Raw genomic sequence first — 17,604 nt, forward strand, 5'->3', positions numbered from 1 at the left:
AATCCCAACACCCTCAAGCCTGCCGCGCTCGACGCAGCGGCTTGACGGTTGGACGGTCCCAAGACAGCCTGATGGTGTGACGGCGGATGTACGCGCACGTTGTCGGCTGATGGGGGCCGGTACAGGTCGAGGTCTCCAGCCCTAATGGGTGCGTTCTGCCAGGAACAAGCCCCTTGAGGCGTGGTCCGCAACCCGACGAGTTGTCTGCCTGCTAACCGCCTCGCCACATCTTCCACGCTAAGCCAAGTTGCGTACCGGCTTAGCGTGAGATGGACGACCCTCCCCGCCGGCTCCGTGATCAGATCGGAGCGGCGGGGCAGCCCTTCGGCTTGCGTCCTGTTTCATACCCATCCTCGCCGCAGCTTCCCGCGCGCCTCAGTGCCTGGCATCGGCACGAACCATGCCGAAGAAGCCAGAACTGTTCGCGTATCTCATCGCGGTTCGCCAACTCGACGGGTCGGACCACGTCTATGCGATCCTGGCAGGCACAAAGGACGAGGCGATCATGATGGTCGCTGCTCATGAGCCGGATGGGCCGAAGCCACGCCACGTTGGCGCGTTTGGCGCTCGAACTGTCGAGCGCATCGGACTGAAGGTCGGGGAGGTGCGAAAAGTCTAAGCTGGCTGCTCGCCCAGCCCCCCCAAAACTGGCAAGGTGCGCCAAGCAATAAATCCGCTAGGTCATGCCAATCATCGGGATTAGATCAGAAGCCGATGACCGAGAGACCTATGGGCCTGCTGTCTAGCGTTGAGGCTTGCGTATGTCCGACAACACTCAATCGCCATCCGACCCGCTTGGCGGGCGTCGTGCACCTGCCTATCGAGTAATCATCCTCGCGAAGAACGGGGACATCGTGAGCGCCGCTCGCATTTCCGTAGAGGATGATGATCGCGCCATCGAAGCTGCCAGGGCGATGGTGGATGGTCATGCCGTAGAACTGTGGGATGGACTTCGCTTCATCGAGCATTTTCCATCCATCGATTGAGATCGGGCAGGGAAGCAACTTAAACTTAGGTTTCTGGGTTTCGTGACAACGATGTGAGGCGAAGGGCCTCCGTTGATCCTCCACTAGATTGTCTCATCCGTGTCTAGCTACGAACACCATCTCGATCGGCACGCCGTTCGCCATCAGGTTCCGCATTACCGGGCAATTGTCTTCGACGCTGATTGGCAGGCAACCGAATCGTTCGACATCGATGCGGTCTCCGACGAGGAGGCCCTGTTCCTTGCACGAGAGCGGGCCGGCACGAGCCCGTTTGAACTCCTAGACGGAATGTCCGTGCTGGGGCGGTTCACCTATGAAGGTGCCGGCGACAGCGCCTGAAAGTTCGGTCATCCGCTCTTAGCCTGCGCCCGGCACTCAGCCAGCTCCCGCCGCAGTGCCTCGATTTCAGCGTGAAGCTTGCCGGCATCCACTGCCAACTCGACGCACTGGTCCTGGACCTCCGCGAGCTGGTCACGCAACTCGGCCTTCTCAGTCGCCAGGGTAAGCAGAAGCAGGGTGTCGGAAACGGCTGGCCTCCCTCGGGTCGAGCGGGCCGTGGGCGTCGCCGATGAGGGTTAGCGTTGACTTAACCGCCCCGCCCGGCCGACATGCCATGTCCGGCCGCACATCGTCCAAGCGAGTCGTGAGCCGGCATCAGGAGAAATCACCGCCGCGAGATAGACCCTGAAACGACTACGGCCCCCCTGTCGCCAAACAGGAGGGCCGCGAAATCGAGATGGCCTGTGGAGGCCCGGTTCAATCCCCCACAAGCCATAAGACGCCCTCGGGAGTCAAGCGGGAACGCCAATTCCCGCATCGAGAAGTCGTGCCTTGTGCCTGCCGCGGCCCGAGAGGGCTGTGAACGATGTTCGCTGACGAAATCCGGCGCTCGGTAGAGGCGGCGCCGAGATCCAGGCTGCCCGACGTGGCGGCGGTGATGTGGCGCGCCTACGGGGCCGGCCAGATCAGCGAGACAGAGGCCGAGGCCCTGTCCGCCCTGATTGAGGCGCGGAAGGCTCTACCAGCCACGCCAGCAGCCCCCAGGAGGCCCGTAGGCTCGCGGCCCCGCTCAGATGCCAGCATGGAGCGCCGTCGCCGCTGGGCGGCCTCTGGTAGACTTCCGCCGGGCATCGCGGCCCGGTTCACGCTGGCCGAGACCGCCGTTCTCGCCATCGTGTCGGCCGAGACCACCCGCCGTGGCGATTGCCGGATGTACGTCGATCACATCGCAGCGGTGGCAGGCGTGTCCCGATCCACCGTGAAGACCGCCATCCGACAAGCCAGGACGCTCGGCCTCATCACCGTCGAGGAGCGACCGCAGACCGCCTTCCGCAACCTGTCGAACGTCGTACGGATCGTCTCGAAGGAATGGACCGCCTGGTTGCGTCTCGCCCGTACCCTCCCGGCCAGAGGGGGAGGGGTCAATTCCTCGACCAGCACGAATACTGAAGCTCTAGAACTGCGGGGAAGGCGGCCAGCGGAAGCCCAGAAAGGGCTGCCGGAAACCGGCGGTTGGCCTCGACCACAGAGACCACACAGGAATCGACCCGAGCGGCAGGAGGCGTGACGCCATGCGGTGACGACATGCAGCCGGACGGTATGACGAACGTAGCCTCAGCCCTATCAACTCTCTCACTGGGCTTGGCATCGCCCATGATGCAGCCGCGCTTTGCCGCTATCTAAGGCTCTCTGATGAAGGTCATTTTCGTTTCGATAGGTAGCCACGGCGATGTCCTACCGTTCATAGGGCTTGCCGCTGAAATGCACCGACGCTCCTTCAATGTCCTCCTTGCTGCACCAGGACATTTTGAGAGGCTGGCGAAGCAAGCGCGACTGCCGTTTCACCCCCTTGGCAGCCAAGCTGAGTACGATGAGGCCATCGCCGACCCGAACCTTTGGCATCCTCGCAAAGGGGCGGCCCTTCTGCTTGAGTACGCGCTGAAACTGATGCCGGTCGTTGACGCCTTCCTGGGCCAGGAGGCGGAACGGGGCCCGATTCTGGTAGTCGCCTCAACACTCAGCTTAGGCGCCCGTATCGCTCAGGATCGCCTTGGGCTCGACGTGATCACGGTTCACCTCGCTCCTTTCATCTTTCGTAGCCGGCACGCACCTCCCATCATCCCAGGAGTGCCGCTTCCCCGTTGGTTCCCGAATGGTCTCAAGCACTCAATCCAGCTTGGAGCCGAAAAATACGTGCTCAATCCCGTCTCTCTTCCCGCGGTCAATGCATATCGGGCTGAGTTCAATCTGCCTGCCGTGGATCGATTGAGGACATGGTGGCACTCGCCTCAGCGCATCATCCTCATGGTCCCAAGCTGGTTCGCCCCGCCACAGGATGACTGGCCACATCGCACAGTCCAGACCGGATTTCCTCGCGTCGACACCTTCGGTGATGCCGGTACGCTGTCACCATCGCTTGCTGCGTTCGTAGAAGGCGGTGAGCCTCCCTTGGTCTTCACCTACGGCTCCGCGATGAGACAGGCAGGGCGTTTTTTCGAGACGGCCGTCGCCATCTGTAGGCGGATGGGACGTCGCGGTGTTCTCCTGGCGCCTCAGAACGGCCAGATCCCCGACGATCTACCGGCCAGCGTGTTCAGGGCGGCCTACGCCCCTCTCAGTGCACTGCTCCCATATTCCGCCGCGCTGATCCATCATGGCGGGATTGGCACTGTCGCGGAGGGGCTAGCTGCTGGCGTTCCGCAGCTCATCGTACCAGTCGCCTTCGATCATTTCGACGAGGGAGAGCGTCTTCGTCGTCTTGGGGTAGGTATGACGCTCTCACGCAGACGCTTCACACCCTCTCGCGCCAGCCGATGCCTCAATACGCTTCTCCATTCTCCAACCGTTGCGGAGGCTTGCAAAGAAGCGAAGAAACGAAGTGCTCAAGAGAACGGCATAAAGGTCTGTTGCGGCATTATTGAGCGGTTCTCGAAACGGAGAACAAGCTCGCGCGCTGACTAAGTTTGATCTTTGGCAGCTAACTTCGACCTCATAACCAGCGGTGGCTTCAAGACGAAATCGGCGACCTCCCAGATCCTCTGTCAGGATCTGGTCCTGCCGCTTTTCAAACGCTGCAGGGTGCGGACGGTCTCCTGATCGAACTGGGCTTCAGTGAGTTCGCCGGCATCGACACGTCGAGCGAGTTGGGTGCGGTACTCCATCGCTGCTTCTTGCTCCGCACTCAAGGGTACGTTCGATCGTGCCGCCGCTCTCGTACGCTCCGCCCACTCGGTATAGGTGATACGTTTGGCATCACGGTCGGCTTTGAGCCGCGATATGTCCTCTTGCACAACAGCAGTCGGCAATGGCCCCGGAGCCGTTGCCTGGCATGCACTTAGGCCGACCGAAGCGACCAGGATTGCGACGATGCAGTGGTTCATAAGAAAGTTCCCCTCGCCACTGAGCTAGAACAATTCTTAACGGCCCGTCGAGAACCAAACGGCAACACATCAGTACCGCCGCTTCAGTAGGCTCCAGAACCGCTGCGCATCGAACGGTTGCGGCTGGCCGCCGATCGGACCCAGCATGTCGGGGAACTGCGCCGGCTGCGGTTGGGCCTGTGCGGCAGGCTGTGCGCCTATCGCGGGAGATCCACCGCCCATCACGGCCTGAAGGAAGCTGGCTGCGTTGAACGAGGGAGAGGCGGCCGGGGTCTCGCTCGGCATCTGCATCGGAGCCGCTGGCCGAGCCGAAGCCTGCGGACCTGACACGTCGAACTGACCCGAAGCCGCGCCCGGCATCGTCATCGTTGGCGCTTGGTCCCCGACCTTCCTCGCTGCCCAGCCCATTAGGTGTTTGATCCCGCGGTGTGGTGATACGGTTGCGCATCATGCTGCGAGGGAAGCGCTATGGGCCAAGTTCTCCATGGAAGCGCCACCACGACGGAGGCAGTCCGTCGCGCGATCCAGCTACGTGAAGAGAGCGTAAGGGCGCTGGCCCGGCGCTACAGCGTCAGTCCGACGACGGTGCAGAAGTGGCGCAAACGGGCGACGACGGCGGATGCCCGGATGGGACCCAAGGAGCCGCGCTCCACCGTGCTCACGGTCGAGGAGGAGGCGATCATCGTCGCTTTCCGACGGCACACGCTGCTCCCGCTCGACGATTGCCTCTATGGCCTGCAACCGACGATCCCGCACCTGACCCGGTCCTCGCTGCATCGCTGTCTGGAACGGCACGGCATCAGCCGACTGCCCGAGATCGACGGCGACAAACCCAAAAAGCAGCGCTTTGCGAGTTACGCCATCGGCTACGTCCATATCGACATCGCCGAGGTCAGCACCGCTGAGGGCAAGCTCAGGCTGTTCGTGGCCATCGACCGAACCAGCAAATTCGTCTTCGTGCGGCTGGTCGAGAGCGCCGGCAAGATGGAGGCCGCTCAGTTCCTCCGCGACTTCATCGAAGCGGTGCCTTACCGCATCCACACTGTGCTCACGGACAATGGCATTCAGTTCACATCACGCCAGCGGGATATCTACGACAGTCAGCACATCTTCGATCGTGTCTGCGACGAGCATGGCATCGAGCACCGTCTGACCAAGGTGAACCACCCTTGGACCAACGGGCAAGTCGAGCGAATGAACCGTACGATCAAGGACGCGACGGTCAAACGCTACCACTACGACAGCCATGCTCAGCTGAGAGCGCATCTGCATCTGTTCGTCGATGCCTACAATCATGCCCGCAGGCTCAAGACGCTGCGCGGCCTGACGCCCACCGAGTTCATCCTGAATGCCTGGACGAAAGAGCCCGATCGCTTCAGGATCGATCCGTCACACCTCATCCCGGGACCGTACACCTAGGTCGCCGGCCGTCATCGGCTTCACTCGTCGATGGCACAAGGCTTCGCGCCTATCGCACAGCTCCGTCCTGCTACCTTACGGCACATCCGGCAAGTTCTCTCTGGCGCGTTCCCCCGTGGACACCATTATGGGGGAGACGGGCATGGCGCGGGTAGCGGTCGTCACGGGAGGCAGTGCCGGCATCGGTCTGGCCACCGCGGAAGCTCTGGCCCGCGAAGGGTGGTCGGTTGCGATCGTGGCTCGCGACGCCGAACGATTGAAGGGAGCCGCTAGCCTTCTGCAGCGCTACAGCGGAAGGGTGCTGACGATCAGTGCCGATGTCGCGGACGCTGCCGCAGTCGATGCAGCTGCTGATCAGGTTGAGCGAGATCTGGGGGCCATCGCAGCATGGGTCAACAATGCCATGTCGACTGTCGTGGCCCCGGCTGACCAGATTACCGCTGCTGAGTACGCCCGCGTCACCGCCACGACCTATCTCGGTCAGGTCCATGGTACCCTCGCGGCGTTGCGCCATATGAAACCACGCGGCCGGGGTGCAATCATCCAGGTCTCCTCCGGCCTCGCCATCCGTGCGGCCCCGCTCCAGGCCGCCTATTGCGGCGCCAAATTCGCCGTGAGCGGTTTCACCGACGCTTTGCGTTCCGAGCTGATCGCCGATCGCGTCGCCGTCTCCCTGTCCGTCGTCTACCTACCGGCGGTGAACACCCCGCAATTCGGCTGGTCACGGAACCACACCGGGCGTCAGCAGGTCGCTCCGGACCCCGTCTTCGACCCTCGCCTTTGCGCTGACGCGATCGTCCACGCGATCGAGCATCCGTCCCGCGAGGTCTGGGTTGGACGCAGCACGCTGATGATGACCCTCGCCCAGGCCGTGGCCCCGAGCTACGCGGATAGGAAAGCGAGCGAAATGCGCGACGCCCAACTCGGCGAACCGATCCCCGAAAAGGTTGGAAATCTCGATGCGCCGGTGCCAGGCCCCGCCGCAATCGATGGCCGTGCTACGGACCGGGTCGTCTCGACGCGGACCGAGTTCTTCACCAGCCGCCAGCGGGACGCCTTTCTGCTGGCGGCCTCGGGCGGGGTGGTTGCTTTGTCGGCACTCCTGCCACGGCTGGGTCGGTTTCGGCGGTAGATACAGCACCACATGCCGACCCGTCATCCATGCGATCTAATGCGTCGCCAGCTCGATGGAATTGAATGCTATCGGGCACCGCGCATGCGAATGAGGAACCGATCCTGAGGGTTTTGTTGGTGGTTCCTAACGCTGCGCTACTGCAAGCCCGTGGGTCGCAGCCGTTCCAAACTCAGAAGCTTCAAGAGCCATTAGAGCTTTGCCCTTCTTGAAAGCCATGTGGGCCTTCTTCTCGCTCAGCAAATTTTGAATTTCTAGGATTTGAGGAGCAAATGATGGTAATTTCTGCAAGATCTGGACGGCGAGCTTTGAAAGCTCGTTGAGCTCATCATATGGATTTTCTTTGAGTACGACCTGTTGCAAAACAAAAGCAAGACGGGCGCATGGGGAGTTGACCTCACCCTCACTTATCATTTCGCTTTCACGAAGAATGCGACAATGATTCTTGATGACTAAGCTTGTAGCGGAGCCTGAATTACAGATCTCGGCCCCGTTAACATATACAGTTTCGCCAGGTCTGATTGTCAGCTTTAATGCCATTGTCCGACTCCTTTTGAGCCCTTCGATGATGGTTATTTCGTCGAGCGGTCGCGATAGCTGCCTATATTATGCGAGTTAATTATTGATTAACCATACCCTCGGAAAGTCAGCCGGCCGTAAAACTTGGCGCATTGGTTTAATCCCAGGTTAGGAAGTCCAGTCCTCTGGTGACGTGCCTTCGAAATTAGAGGGTTCTCAGATCCAAAGGATCAAAATCAATGTCTTCCGGCATCACCCTTACCGCCGCGACCCGTCAGAACCTGCTCTCGCTGCAGGGCACGGCCGATCTACTGACCCAGACCCAGAACCGTCTGTCGACCGGCAAGAAGGTCAACTCGGCCCTCGACGATCCGACGAGCTTCTTCACCTCGCAGTCGCTGACCGGCCGCTCAGGCGACCTTGGCTCGCTGCTTAACGGTATCTCGAACGGCGTCCAGACGATCCAGGCTGCCAACCAGGGCATCACCTCGATCCAAAAGCTGGTCGACTCGGCCAAGTCCACCGCCAACCAAGCGCTTTCTGACAAAAGTGCCGTACAATCCGGAGCGCCTGCCGCAGCCGCGAAGCTTTCTGCCGGTGTTTCTTTTCAGGGAACTTCGACCGCCAACGCAGATGGCACGCAGGACTTCTCCAGTGGCACAGCGTCTTTCACGCTTACTGATGGTGCTGGAAACAATACGGATATCATTCTGACAAACGACAGCTTGAAGGGGCTGGTTGCTGACACGAAGAAGGTTACTGCCGATGACGTTGTGAAGGCGATAAATAATCAGCTCTCCAACGACGGCGCATCGGCGGCAGCAGTTCAAGCATCCAAGTCTACCGACGGTCGAATTGTTTTCACCAGTACGGCTACTGGATCGGATTCAACTGTAACATTTAAAGCAGCCGATGCTAACACAGTCGATATTGGGTATGGTGCGCCCTTAACCGGCGTGGATATCACTGCCGCAGGCTCCGACGCTAAGGATGGTTCAAGTAAGGCTAAGGTTGTTGGTACAGCTGCTGTTAGCACTCTGCTTGCGGCTGACGACGCGAGCTTCACACTCGCATTGGGCGATGGTTCTGCGAAAAAAATCGACCTGACTGCAGGATATGCCAGCAAAGACCTCGTTGTTAAGGCAATCAACGACCAAATCACGGCGGATACGGGTCTGAGCGGCAAAGTCGTCGCAAGCCTTGATGCGAGCGACCACCTCGTTTTGACTTCGGCAGCAACCGGTAAAGACCAGAAAATAACCGTGAATGCTGCCCAAGCGGATGCTGTTCCAGCTAACAATAAAAATATCGGTTTTGGAGTTGCCGGATCCGCCGGTGTCGGCCCGATCTCTGACAGCGGTACCTCAGGTTCGGGAAGCGGCGTCAATGCAACACGTGTCACGTTGGCCAAGCAGTTCAACGAGATTTTGAACCAGATCACACAGCAGGCCAAGGATTCGAGCTACAACGGCATCAACCTGCTCTATCGGAGCGGCGACGATACCAGCGAGAACTCCCTGAAGGTGACCTTCAACGAGACCGGCTCGTCCAGCCTGACGATCGCGGGTGCCAAACTTGATGCCAACGGTCTTGGATTGTCTGAGGCAGCAGGAGATTTTCAGTCTGACGAAGAGATCAACAAGACGCTGACGGCCATTACGGCGGCCACCAGCCAGCTTCGCGCTCAGTCCTCGACCTTCGGCTCCAACCTTTCGGTGGTGCAGAACCGTCAGGACTTCTCGAAGAACCTGATCAACATCCTCGACACCGGTGCAGCCAACCTGACGAACGCGGACCTCAACGAGGAAGCCGCTAACTCCCAGGCCCTGTCGACCCGCCAGTCGATCGGCATCTCGGCCCTCTCGCTCGCCAACACGGCGCAGCAGGGCATCCTGCAGCTTCTCCGCTAAGCGGATTAGCCGTCACGACAATGAGCGGCCGGGGGAAACCCCGGCCGTTTTCGTTTGAGCTTACAAAAACCCGCTCCCCGCGTGACCTTTGAATGCGTTCGCCCGCCGAATGTACCCGACGACCGTCCTTGGGTCGCGGTGGCCCGACACGTCCATGATGCGGGTTAGGTCGGCGCCACGGTCGGCTGCCGACGTGACGAAACCGGCTCTGAGCGAATGGCCGGCGAAGAGGGCGGGGTCGAAGCCGGCAAGCGCGGCGTAGTGCTTCACAAGATCCCCGATGCTCCGATCCGTCAGGCGCGAAGCTGCGGCTGAAGTCTCCGCGCCAGAAATCGATCCAGATTTGGATGCACCTCGTACCCGCCCCGACCGCGAGACGGGCCGGAACACTGGCCCTTCCGTGATCCCGGCCGAGGCGAGCCAGTCCTGCACCAGGGCAACTGGCCTGATGAACCGCCCGTGTGGGATCGCCTTCTCGATGCCCCTGCCCTCTTGGTCTGTCTTCGACCGCCGCACCATGACCCGCAGGCCATCGGTGTCCTCGCGCAGATCGGCGACATCGAGCGCAGCCAGTTCGGAGCGCCGGAACGCGCCAGCGAAGCCCAGCGCCAGCAGCGCCTTGTCCCGCTTGCCAGCCAGCCCAGGCGGGACGTGCTGCATCATCGCGGTGATGACCTCGGCTGTGGCCGGAGACTTCTGCGTCGGCCGCACGCCGACCTTGCGCCGGATTCCTTTCATCGTCGCGTGGATGCCCTCATCTGCGGTCGGGTCCACGAGCCCAGCGAGTTTGTGGGCGTAGCGGATCGCGGCGAGGCGCCGGCCGATGGTCGATACCGCCCTCCCCGCCTCGGCCTCATGCACCAGGAACTCGGCGATGGCGTGCGCCGACGCCGGCAGGGACTGGAAGCCGAACCGCGAGCACCACGCACCGAACGCGGCGGCATCCCCTCGATAGGCCCGTACGGTGGCATCGGCCTTCGAGGCGCGCTGGTACGCCTGGACGATCGGGGAGACGACGACCGGCAGAGTTTTCCCCAGATCGGGGGAAAAGTCCTCGGCCTCAGCGTCGACGACAGCGGGCGGCGGATATAGCCCTGGCTTCATTGTTTCACTGGCCTTTTGACCTGCCTGTCTCGAAACTTCCGAGAATGCCGCTTATCGGAAGTTATGACCAGCGGTACGGCATGGCAACAGTTTCGTACTGTAATGCTATAGCGCTATCGTTTCGTTGAGCCTGTGTCTTGTCCTTGTGGATGGCCGGGAAACATTGGGGGCGGACGACAACGGGCGGCAGCACCAATGCCACCGCCCTCCCTCGATGCCTCGTGCCCGGATTATGCGGCCGTCCTTAGGCCGAACGTCCAAAACGGCTCAGGGTCCGACAACAAGGTAACGCTCCATCTGTTCGCTCACCAGTTTCCCGACGGCTCGCTGCTACAATGCTGCAGCATGACAGCGCCATGGTAGGCTGTGCTACTCCCCGACCTTCCGGCCGACCTTGATGGCCTCGACGGACGGGTGGCCGTGCTTCTGTAGGGCCGCGTCGATGCCCTCCATGATGACGTCATGCACCTTCACGTCACGGGTGAATGCGATCTCTCGCAGACGACGATGCACCTCGCGCGGCAGGTAGACGGAGGTATGGACCACCTCGGGTCGAGCCCGCCGGGACGGTGGCTTCGGAGTGGGCGCGGGCTCGGCTGGCGCAGGCTGGCCAGATGGCGCGAGCCCCGCGTCTGAGAGGGTGAGGCCGCCGACGATCGAAGGTCGCTTGCTCATGCCTTGTTGCCCTTCATCTTGCGATCCGCCCAAGCCCACAAGGCGCGCACCTCGTCGGCCGCCTTTCCTTCGCTGGCGTATTCCGTCACCCCCTGCCCGGCGGCGAGCGCGTCTTGATGGTCTGCCCGCTGAGTCAGGGCCGGCTCCGCCAGCACCCCGAACATACCGAGGCCGTTGGCGGCTTCGGTCGCGCGCGAGCTGCGCCCGGCCGGACACTGATTGAGAACGAAGGCGAAGCGGTCCCGCATTTCCAGGCGCATCAGCGTCTCGATGGTTGGCATGGTGGCATGCAGGTCCAAGCGTGACGGGCGCGCCGGTATCAGGGCAAGGTCGGCGGCCTGCATGGCAAGGTTGCCGCCGGTCGAGGACACGCCGGCCGTGTCGAGGATGGCGAGGGTGTAGCCTTCGCCGTCCAGGGCCTTGAGGATCGCTGCAAGGCTGCCGAGCTGATCGGGGCCGATGCGGTCGACGGCGGGGGCGTCGGTGGTGCGCATATCCCCCCAGGTTCCGAGCGAGCCTTGAGGATCTAGGTCGAGCGCGATGACGCGTTCTCCGGCCTCTGCTGCGGCGACCGCCAGCGAGGCGGCCAGCGTGGTTTTGCCGGCTCCGCCCTTCTGCGTGACGAGGGTAAGGGTTCGCATAGACATCCTATCGTGCTGTCGTGTCACAGCGGTAGAGCACAAAAGCATGAAAGCATCATCACCGGACAGCATTGCCGCACGATAGAATGACAGCGTTGTCTTGCTATCATGCTGTCGCAGTACAATGCGATAATGCTACAATGCTAAAGCGCCACGGTGTAGGCTGCGACCAGCACGGCGGCGGTGATGACATTGCCCCGGCCGACCTCATGGCCGGCGCGCTTCAGGAGGTTGCAGCGCCAGCGGCGGGCCCGGCCGAGTAACCGGGCAATGTCGGAATAACCGAGGGACACGGCTGCGCGCTGAGTGAGACGGAGTTTCATCGGGTGACTTCCTGCTGAGAGATTTCGCGGTCGGAGTCGGAGCCACGAAGCCAGACGACCTGGCTCTCGTGATGCTGTTCAGGGGCACCGAGGGACGGCTCAGCGTCGGCGCTGTCCTCGTCGTTCTCGTCGCCGTCGAGGCCGTCGAGGATGGCAATCAGCCAGTCGGCGGCATCCATGGCCGCGAGGGCTGCGGCCTCGATCTCCGCGCGGATCACCGCAGGGGAGGGCCGGCGGACGTGCTCCACGGTGGAGCGCTTCGGTCGAAAGGTGTGGACGTTGCTCATGGTCAGGCCACCGCCGCTTGGAGGTCGCGGGCGAAGGCGGCGGTCTGAGCCGGGTCGCCGTTCTCGATCACCGCACGGGCGAGGATGCACAGGCGCTCGTCCTCTTCCCGAGATGACGCCGGCTTGCGTTGCCCGGCCTCGCGTTCGCAGGCTTCCATCATCCGGACGCACTGGTCCAAGATCCCGCCGGCGAAGGTGCCGGCAGGCGTGTCCCCCATTCCATCGTCATGGCACCGCGGCTGGCACTTCAGGGCGTGGCAGAGTTCGTGGAGTAGATCGGCGACATCGTGGAGAGCGCGGAGCTCCGGCAGAGCGATTGCCGCCACGTCGGGCAACGGCAGCGCATCGGCCGGCTGAGGAGCGTCGCCAGCGACCGGCTTCTGAACCGCGTCGTGAATGTCGAAGCAGAGGCGCCCGTCGATCCCGTAGCTATCGCGGGGCCTGTTGTGCTCCCAAAGCGAGACGTATTCGAGCCAGCATTGCGCGATGGCCTTCGCCGCACGGTTCTCGCGGGTAGCCGGGAGATTGGCCGCTCTGTCGATCAGCCCATCCCGAATGTCGGCATTGCGCTGCCAACCCGCCTCGTCGTCCGGGTTCGACCCGTCCGTGCAAGTCTTCGCCCACTCTCCCCAGGCGTCCAGCATCTCGCCTACCAGAGCCGAGCCGGGGGCAGGCTCGGCTTCGCTACCCGGCATCAGGAAAGCCCCGGCCGGCCTCCCCTTCCAGTCCACGCCCGCGAGCGAGAGGCAGGCGTCAATGAGCCTACGCGCGGCCTCTTCCTTGACGTCTTCCTCGGACCGAGGCTGTGTGAGAACGCAGATCCCTCAGGTTCAAGGCGAATGTCCTGAGAGTGTCGCCGAGCGAAGTGGTGGCCTTCAGGCTCGGATCGCCGCCATCAGCGGACCGACCCCGAACATCTGGATCATCCGCTTCATGTTGTAGGCCAGAACCTGCAGGCTCATCTCTGTTCTGACCCTGGCCAAGGTCCGGGTCAGGAAGTGGGTCGCTCCCATCCAGGCCTTCAGCGTGCCGAATGGGTGCTCGACGGTCTGGCGACGGATCTTCATCGCGTCTGGCATTCGGTCGAGCCGCGCCTGCATTGCGTCGAGGACGCCCTCGTGCACCCAGCGTTTGACACGCCGCGTCTCCGCCGGCGTGCAGCGGGGCTTGAGCGCGCAATCGAGACAGGCCGTCAGGTTGCGGTAGTGGTCCATCTCGTCGCCCTCGGCCCGGCGATCGGACCGGGCCGGCCCCTTGGTCAGGTGCTGGCCGGCGGGACAGGTGTAGTGATCGTTTTCGGCGTCGTAGACGAAGTCCTGTCCCGTGAAGAGGCCACGCTTGGCATGGCCCGAGGTCAGGGTCTTTGGCACGCAGGGCAGCACGCCGGTCCCCTCGCAGGCCAGGACCTGCTCGCCGTTGAGGTAGCCCCGGTCGGCCAGCACCGTAAGCGTGTCGCATCCTGTCGCTGCCTGCGCCAGAAGCCCCATCGGCGCGAGTTGGGTCCGATCATTGCCGATGTTGGTCACCGTATGGGCGACGATCAAGTGATGCTCGGCATCCACGGCCGCCTGGACGTTGTAGCCGACCATGCCGGTGCCTTTGCCGCTGGTCGCCATGGAGCGCGCATCGGGATCGGTCAGCGAGATCTGGCGATCGGGCGCAGCCTCGACCTGCCGGCCTCTCGCCTGGAGAACCTGCATCTGCTCGCGTAAGCCCGCGATCTTCTCCTTGAGCCGCGTCGTGCGCGCCTCGGCGATGTCGCTCGGCTCGCGGTCAGCCCGGTCCAGCGCCGCGAGGTAACGGCCGATGCTCGTCTCGACCTGCGCCATCCGGGCTTCGACCTTGGCGGCGGTGAAGTTCTTGTCGCGGTTGTTGACCGCCTTGAACTTGCTGCCGTCGACCGCGACGACGGCCTTGCTGAACAGGTTCAGCCGCCGGCACAGCACCACGAACTGCGCGCAAGCGGCCTGGATGGCAGAACCGTTGTCCTTGCGGAAGTCGGCCAGCGTCTTGAAGTCGGGCATCAGCCGACCGGTCAGCCAAATCAGCTCGACGTTGCGCTGGCTCTCGCGTTCGAGCCGACGGCTCGACGGGACACGGTTGAGGTAGCCGTAGAGGTAGATCTTGAGCAGCGTCGCCGGGTGATAGGCCGGACGGCCGGTCGCCTCCGGCACCGCGCCTGCAAAGCCGAGTGCCGTCAGATCGAGCTCATCGACGAACACTTCGACGAGGCGAACCGGATTGTCGGCGGTGATATAGTCGTCCAGGCAATCGGGAAGCAGCGTGATCTGCTGACGATCCTCACCTGCGATGAAGCGCTTCATCCCGACCTCCAAGATCGGAATTTACCCTATCAGATCAGCACGTTTTCACACAGCCTGGACCCGAAGCTGGCATCCGCTTCATAGTTTCCTTGCGGCCAGATGTTCGGGATCGTCGCGCGGGCCATCGCAGCGAGACCGATAAGGGTGCGCGGACGCGACCGACCGATGGCCATCCCAATGTTGGTGGCGACGCCGAAAGCCTCTTCCTCCGCCTCGCTGGTCTCGGCATGCCCGGGAACCTCCGCGGCCCGACGATGGCCTCTTGGTCGGTTCCGGCGCGCTCATTGAACAGTCGGCCGGACTCCTGACGGGCAACGCCGAACATGCGCAGCGCCATGAAGCTGATCCAATCGGCGACCGGCGCTCGCCTCGCCCGGCCGCTCACGTCCTCGTAGACGATCGTCCCGTCTCGCGGCTCGAACTCAGTCGGGATGACCTTTGCGGGATCGGCAGCGCGGGCCAACTCATCGAGACGGAGGTGGCGGCGCAGCTTGTCGAGCTGGCCGGCCTTCATGCTTGCGTCGTAGTCGTCCCACGCCGAGCTGCGTCGCTCGAACTCCGAGAGAGCGAGGCCGTGCAGACGCTTCGTCTCGCTGGCCAGCGCAAGATCGATCCGGAGGAAGCCTTCCGGCTCATCGTGCGGGTAGGCTACGAACCCCTCGGGCGGGCTGTTCCAATCCACCACGGGTGCGGCCTCGACCGGCTTGGGGCGACGGATCACACGGGCGGCTGAAGCCTTCAGAGAGCCAGCGCGCTCGCGCAGGGTGGGTTTGGCGGGGTCGCGTTGGACGAGGCGAGCGAGGGGGTTGTACATGGGATAGCTCCTTGGCGTTGTGATGCTGTCGTGCTGTCGTGCTGTACTGCTGTCGTGCTGTGATGCTTCAGGCAAGAGTGGCGAGACCGACGAGGGCGACGCCGCCGAAGACGATGACCGGGGCCGCAGCCACTTCGACGCCGGGCATGAGAGCCCGCAGGATCGGGGCAACCTGGGAGCGCGGCGGCGTCACCGGCAGGAAATCGAGGTGCAGCGACCGGGCGAGATCGCCGGCACGGGCCAGGACCGCAGCGTCCGTGATGCCGTCGTGCTGAATGTGCCAGCGCAGATGCCGGAGGAGCGTGAGGGAGCCGAACCGGGTCGCACAGGGCGTCACCAGCAGGCGGTCGAGGGCGGCGCTCATCTCGGCCAGGGCACCGGCCACGCGAGCCTCGGGAGCGGCCTGCCAGACGGACCAAGCCTCGTCGTGGGCGTCGATGGCGGCCAGCACCGGGTCGGCGTGGAAGGGCACCCGCTCGACAACGGTGGTCGGGATCAAGGGCAGGGAGAAATCGGGGATCCGGGCATAGGTCATCGTTCGGGCTCCAAGGGGCTCGTGGCGGCAGGATCGGGAAGGGGGTGCCGGCTACCCGCCGGCAGGGATCGGGGCTGCTAGGCGGTCGCGTAGGCCATGGCAGCGGCGCGGAGGCGGGCCGCGTTGTTGCGGGCGGCAACCTCGTGGATGCTGTCCGTGTAGGAGGTCGAGAGACCGACGCGAACACGGGGCTCGATGGCGTCAGCGGCCTTCAGTGCCTCGATACCGAGACCGGCGAGGCGAACCGTTTCGCGCGCCTCAGACCAAGCCCGCTTGAGCGCCCAGGTGAAGCAGCCCCAGCCGAGCGAGCGGAACGGCACGCGGGGATAGTTGTGGGATTCGCGGAAGATGACCCAGGCGCGGGCCAAGACGCCGCGACGGAGGGCGGCAGGCATCGGAGCCACGGTGGCGACAGCCGGGACGACGAGGCTGCGAGCGGCGTGTGCGCAGGCCCAGAAGAACCGGAGAGCGCGGGAGAGGGCGGCGCCCCAGGTCAGGGTCGGATCGTTCCGGCGGTGCTTGCGAGCTTCGACGATGGCGCAGGACATGATCGTCGGGACGTTGAAGGTGGAGCCGGTGACGAGGCCGTGCTTCGCGGCCATCTTGGCGCGTTCGACATCGCGCTTCGCGTCGTTCTCAGCCTTCATGGCGGCCACGAACTCGGCCTTGATCGGGCCAGAGTTGCGGATGCCACTGAGAACCATGGACCAGGAGATGGTGCGGAAGTGAAAGGTCATTGGCAGGTTTCCGGTTTCATGCTTATATTTACACAGAACCGGATATTTTTCAACAAATTACCGGCAACCTATGCATAAAAACGGAAACAATGCTGACCAAGGAACTATGCAGAGGGGCACGCGCCATGCTGGATTGGTCGAGGACTGATCTCGCCAAGGCCGCCGGCCTGTCTGATCGGACCATTACCGACTACGAGCGCGGCGCCCGCGAACCGCACGACAACAACAAGCGCGCGATGCAGGAGGCATTCGAGAAGGCCGGCCTGGAGTTCATCCCCGCGAACGGCGGTGGTGCTGGAATCCGATTCCGGGACAACCCGGCTGCCGACCCGATCTTGGGCGTCCCATAAAAGGGACCGAGTTTTTTAATGGGAATGGGGGTGGCCCGGAGGGAAACGCGCTCCGACTCGCGCGCCCTAAAAGCCCCATTTTCCGAAGCGCGACGCTGCGCGATTGCGAGGGCGGCTGATAACGACGACAAGAAGGGCGACGGGCGGGGAGGGTTCTTCGTCGTCGAAGGCGTCGACAGGGCCAAGGTTTGCCGGCGCGGCAGCATGAACCTGCTGTTCCTCTGATATTTACCCCTTATCCAAGGGATTTTACGTTAAATTGTTTAAATCTTACTTTTGCACAAAAATGATATTTTCTACTAAAAAGTGTTAGTATCAAATAATATCACCATACTCATATTTGAGCATTTGTTCTGCTCAGTATGCCTTGGTATGCTCGAATACAGCATGATTGAGAACTGAGCGGATGCGGCCCCGTGGCAAGAGAGTGCCTTACATTCAGGATCATGACTTTGCGATTGCCCATGC

General features: G+C 62.7%; 22 protein-coding genes. 9 read left to right on the forward strand and 13 right to left on the reverse strand.

Translation table 11 applies throughout. The features are described 5' to 3' along the window. Nucleotides 1–400: 400 nt before the first annotated feature. The 5 genes from ACYQR9_RS24265 to ACYQR9_RS24285 all read left to right on the forward strand — a co-directional run bounded on the left by ACYQR9_RS24265 (nucleotide 401) and on the right by ACYQR9_RS24285 (nucleotide 3,947). Entirely contained in the window at nucleotides 401–619 is a 219-nt protein-coding gene (locus tag ACYQR9_RS24265) for a hypothetical protein (RefSeq protein WP_461229907.1), read from the forward strand. A gap of 142 nt (nucleotides 620–761) precedes the next feature. Further along, on the forward strand, nucleotides 762–986 hold the full coding sequence (locus ACYQR9_RS24270; protein ID WP_461229908.1) for a hypothetical protein: 225 nt from the start codon (nucleotides 762–764) through the stop codon (nucleotides 984–986). Nucleotides 987–1,085: 99 nt separating this feature from the next. Beyond that, nucleotides 1,086–1,325 carry a hypothetical protein gene (locus tag ACYQR9_RS24275; RefSeq protein ID WP_461229909.1) on the forward strand — a complete coding sequence of 80 codons (240 nt, stop codon included), beginning with the start codon at nucleotides 1,086–1,088 and terminating at the stop codon, nucleotides 1,323–1,325. A 526-nt stretch (nucleotides 1,326–1,851) separates the two neighbouring features. Continuing rightward, the gene (locus ACYQR9_RS24280) at nucleotides 1,852–2,553 is read left to right on the forward strand and encodes a hypothetical protein (protein ID WP_461229899.1); all 702 of its coding nucleotides are present in this window, start codon (nucleotides 1,852–1,854) and stop codon (nucleotides 2,551–2,553) included. 125 nt (nucleotides 2,554–2,678) lie between these two features. After that, a complete protein-coding gene (locus tag ACYQR9_RS24285) occupies nucleotides 2,679–3,947 on the forward strand; it encodes a glycosyltransferase (protein WP_461229910.1) in 1,269 nt (422 codons plus the stop codon). Nucleotides 3,948–4,027: 80 nt separating this feature from the next. On the opposite strand, the gene ACYQR9_RS24290 is transcribed toward ACYQR9_RS24285, so the two are convergent. Then, entirely contained in the window at nucleotides 4,028–4,366 is a 339-nt protein-coding gene (locus ACYQR9_RS24290; RefSeq protein WP_461229911.1) for a hypothetical protein, read from the reverse strand. A 69-nt stretch (nucleotides 4,367–4,435) separates the two neighbouring features. Then, nucleotides 4,436–4,732: a hypothetical protein gene (locus tag ACYQR9_RS24295; RefSeq protein WP_461229912.1), complete on the reverse strand. Its 297-nt coding sequence runs from the start codon at nucleotides 4,730–4,732 to the stop codon at nucleotides 4,436–4,438. A 102-nt stretch (nucleotides 4,733–4,834) separates the two neighbouring features. On the opposite strand from ACYQR9_RS24295, the gene ACYQR9_RS24300 reads away from it, so the two are divergent. Together ACYQR9_RS24300 and ACYQR9_RS24305 are read left to right on the forward strand one after the other, a co-directional pair. Then, nucleotides 4,835–5,785 carry an IS481 family transposase gene (locus ACYQR9_RS24300; protein ID WP_461226959.1) on the forward strand — a complete coding sequence of 317 codons (951 nt, stop codon included), beginning with the start codon at nucleotides 4,835–4,837 and terminating at the stop codon, nucleotides 5,783–5,785. A 142-nt stretch (nucleotides 5,786–5,927) separates the two neighbouring features. Next, a complete protein-coding gene (locus ACYQR9_RS24305; protein WP_461229913.1) occupies nucleotides 5,928–6,917 on the forward strand; it encodes an SDR family oxidoreductase in 990 nt (329 codons plus the stop codon). A gap of 126 nt (nucleotides 6,918–7,043) precedes the next feature. Here the strand turns inward: ACYQR9_RS24305 and ACYQR9_RS24310 are convergent, their stop codons facing one another. Beyond that, complete coding sequence (locus ACYQR9_RS24310) at nucleotides 7,044–7,457, reverse strand: flagellar biosynthesis repressor FlbT (protein ID WP_461229914.1); 414 nt, start codon at nucleotides 7,455–7,457, stop codon at nucleotides 7,044–7,046. Between the two features lie 218 nt (nucleotides 7,458–7,675). On the opposite strand from ACYQR9_RS24310, the gene ACYQR9_RS24315 reads away from it, so the two are divergent. Continuing rightward, complete coding sequence (locus ACYQR9_RS24315; protein WP_461229915.1) at nucleotides 7,676–9,346, forward strand: flagellin N-terminal helical domain-containing protein; 1,671 nt, start codon at nucleotides 7,676–7,678, stop codon at nucleotides 9,344–9,346. A 60-nt stretch (nucleotides 9,347–9,406) separates the two neighbouring features. Here ACYQR9_RS24315 and ACYQR9_RS24320 read toward each other — a convergent pair whose 3' ends face one another. From ACYQR9_RS24320 to ACYQR9_RS24365, 10 genes are all read right to left on the reverse strand, one after another. Then, nucleotides 9,407–10,450: a site-specific integrase gene (locus ACYQR9_RS24320; RefSeq protein ID WP_461229916.1), complete on the reverse strand. Its 1,044-nt coding sequence runs from the start codon at nucleotides 10,448–10,450 to the stop codon at nucleotides 9,407–9,409. A gap of 369 nt (nucleotides 10,451–10,819) precedes the next feature. Beyond that, nucleotides 10,820–11,125, reverse strand: coding sequence for a hypothetical protein (locus ACYQR9_RS24325; protein WP_461229917.1), 306 nt, complete (start codon nucleotides 11,123–11,125; stop codon nucleotides 10,820–10,822). After that, on the reverse strand, nucleotides 11,122–11,766 hold the full coding sequence (locus ACYQR9_RS24330; RefSeq protein WP_461229928.1) for a nucleotide-binding protein: 645 nt from the start codon (nucleotides 11,764–11,766) through the stop codon (nucleotides 11,122–11,124). Before ACYQR9_RS24330 ends, ACYQR9_RS24325 begins: the two co-directional genes overlap by 4 nt. Before the next feature lie 143 nt (nucleotides 11,767–11,909). Further along, nucleotides 11,910–12,089: a hypothetical protein gene (locus ACYQR9_RS24335; RefSeq protein WP_461229918.1), complete on the reverse strand. Its 180-nt coding sequence runs from the start codon at nucleotides 12,087–12,089 to the stop codon at nucleotides 11,910–11,912. Then, the gene (locus tag ACYQR9_RS24340) at nucleotides 12,086–12,376 is read right to left on the reverse strand and encodes a hypothetical protein (RefSeq protein WP_461229919.1); all 291 of its coding nucleotides are present in this window, start codon (nucleotides 12,374–12,376) and stop codon (nucleotides 12,086–12,088) included. Before ACYQR9_RS24340 ends, ACYQR9_RS24335 begins: the two co-directional genes overlap by 4 nt. A gap of 2 nt (nucleotides 12,377–12,378) precedes the next feature. Beyond that, a complete protein-coding gene (locus tag ACYQR9_RS24345; RefSeq protein WP_461229920.1) occupies nucleotides 12,379–13,071 on the reverse strand; it encodes a hypothetical protein in 693 nt (230 codons plus the stop codon). Nucleotides 13,072–13,251: 180 nt separating this feature from the next. Continuing rightward, nucleotides 13,252–14,700, reverse strand: coding sequence for an IS1182 family transposase (locus tag ACYQR9_RS24350; protein ID WP_461228987.1), 1,449 nt, complete (start codon nucleotides 14,698–14,700; stop codon nucleotides 13,252–13,254). 34 nt (nucleotides 14,701–14,734) lie between these two features. Further along, nucleotides 14,735–15,514, reverse strand: coding sequence for a hypothetical protein (locus ACYQR9_RS24355; RefSeq protein WP_461229921.1), 780 nt, complete (start codon nucleotides 15,512–15,514; stop codon nucleotides 14,735–14,737). A 67-nt stretch (nucleotides 15,515–15,581) separates the two neighbouring features. Further along, a complete protein-coding gene (locus ACYQR9_RS24360) occupies nucleotides 15,582–16,049 on the reverse strand; it encodes a hypothetical protein (protein ID WP_461229922.1) in 468 nt (155 codons plus the stop codon). Between the two features lie 77 nt (nucleotides 16,050–16,126). After that, nucleotides 16,127–16,786 (reverse strand): hypothetical protein, encoded by a 660-nt coding sequence (locus ACYQR9_RS24365; RefSeq protein WP_461229923.1) that lies wholly within the window; start codon nucleotides 16,784–16,786, stop codon nucleotides 16,127–16,129. Between ACYQR9_RS24365 and ACYQR9_RS24370 the strand changes: the two genes are divergently transcribed. Beyond that, nucleotides 16,786–17,136, forward strand: coding sequence for a helix-turn-helix domain-containing protein (locus ACYQR9_RS24370; protein WP_461229924.1), 351 nt, complete (start codon nucleotides 16,786–16,788; stop codon nucleotides 17,134–17,136). The genes ACYQR9_RS24365 and ACYQR9_RS24370 overlap by 1 nt on opposite strands. Nucleotides 17,137–17,604: the final 468 nt, after the last annotated feature.

This window comes from Methylobacterium sp. CM6241, assembly GCF_054817845.1.

Bases quoted from the DNA above. Each gene is read 5' to 3' on its own strand.
- ACYQR9_RS24360 (WP_461229922.1), bottom strand. From the start codon at position 16,049: ATGACCTATGCCCGGATCCCCGATTTCTCCCTGCCCTTGATCCCGACC.
- ACYQR9_RS24335 (WP_461229918.1), bottom strand. From the start codon at position 12,089: ATGAAACTCCGTCTCACTCAGCGCGCAGCCGTGTCCCTCGGTTATTCC.
- ACYQR9_RS24315 (WP_461229915.1), top strand. From the start codon at position 7,676: ATGTCTTCCGGCATCACCCTTACCGCCGCGACCCGTCAGAACCTGCTC.
- ACYQR9_RS24290 (WP_461229911.1), bottom strand. From the start codon at position 4,366: ATGAACCACTGCATCGTCGCAATCCTGGTCGCTTCGGTCGGCCTAAGT.
- ACYQR9_RS24310 (WP_461229914.1), bottom strand. From the start codon at position 7,457: ATGGCATTAAAGCTGACAATCAGACCTGGCGAAACTGTATATGTTAAC.
- ACYQR9_RS24350 (WP_461228987.1), bottom strand. From the start codon at position 14,700: ATGAAGCGCTTCATCGCAGGTGAGGATCGTCAGCAGATCACGCTGCTT.
- ACYQR9_RS24280 (WP_461229899.1), top strand. From the start codon at position 1,852: ATGTTCGCTGACGAAATCCGGCGCTCGGTAGAGGCGGCGCCGAGATCC.
- ACYQR9_RS24305 (WP_461229913.1), top strand. From the start codon at position 5,928: ATGGCGCGGGTAGCGGTCGTCACGGGAGGCAGTGCCGGCATCGGTCTG.
- ACYQR9_RS24320 (WP_461229916.1), bottom strand. From the start codon at position 10,450: ATGAAGCCAGGGCTATATCCGCCGCCCGCTGTCGTCGACGCTGAGGCC.
- ACYQR9_RS24340 (WP_461229919.1), bottom strand. From the start codon at position 12,376: ATGAGCAACGTCCACACCTTTCGACCGAAGCGCTCCACCGTGGAGCAC.
- ACYQR9_RS24365 (WP_461229923.1), bottom strand. From the start codon at position 16,786: ATGACCTTTCACTTCCGCACCATCTCCTGGTCCATGGTTCTCAGTGGC.
- ACYQR9_RS24325 (WP_461229917.1), bottom strand. From the start codon at position 11,125: ATGAGCAAGCGACCTTCGATCGTCGGCGGCCTCACCCTCTCAGACGCG.
- ACYQR9_RS24265 (WP_461229907.1), top strand. From the start codon at position 401: ATGCCGAAGAAGCCAGAACTGTTCGCGTATCTCATCGCGGTTCGCCAA.
- ACYQR9_RS24355 (WP_461229921.1), bottom strand. From the start codon at position 15,514: ATGTACAACCCCCTCGCTCGCCTCGTCCAACGCGACCCCGCCAAACCC.
- ACYQR9_RS24300 (WP_461226959.1), top strand. From the start codon at position 4,835: ATGGGCCAAGTTCTCCATGGAAGCGCCACCACGACGGAGGCAGTCCGT.
- ACYQR9_RS24330 (WP_461229928.1), bottom strand. From the start codon at position 11,766: ATGCGAACCCTTACCCTCGTCACGCAGAAGGGCGGAGCCGGCAAAACC.
- ACYQR9_RS24270 (WP_461229908.1), top strand. From the start codon at position 762: ATGTCCGACAACACTCAATCGCCATCCGACCCGCTTGGCGGGCGTCGT.
- ACYQR9_RS24295 (WP_461229912.1), bottom strand. From the start codon at position 4,732: ATGACGATGCCGGGCGCGGCTTCGGGTCAGTTCGACGTGTCAGGTCCG.
- ACYQR9_RS24285 (WP_461229910.1), top strand. From the start codon at position 2,679: ATGAAGGTCATTTTCGTTTCGATAGGTAGCCACGGCGATGTCCTACCG.
- ACYQR9_RS24345 (WP_461229920.1), bottom strand. From the start codon at position 13,071: ATGCCGGGTAGCGAAGCCGAGCCTGCCCCCGGCTCGGCTCTGGTAGGC.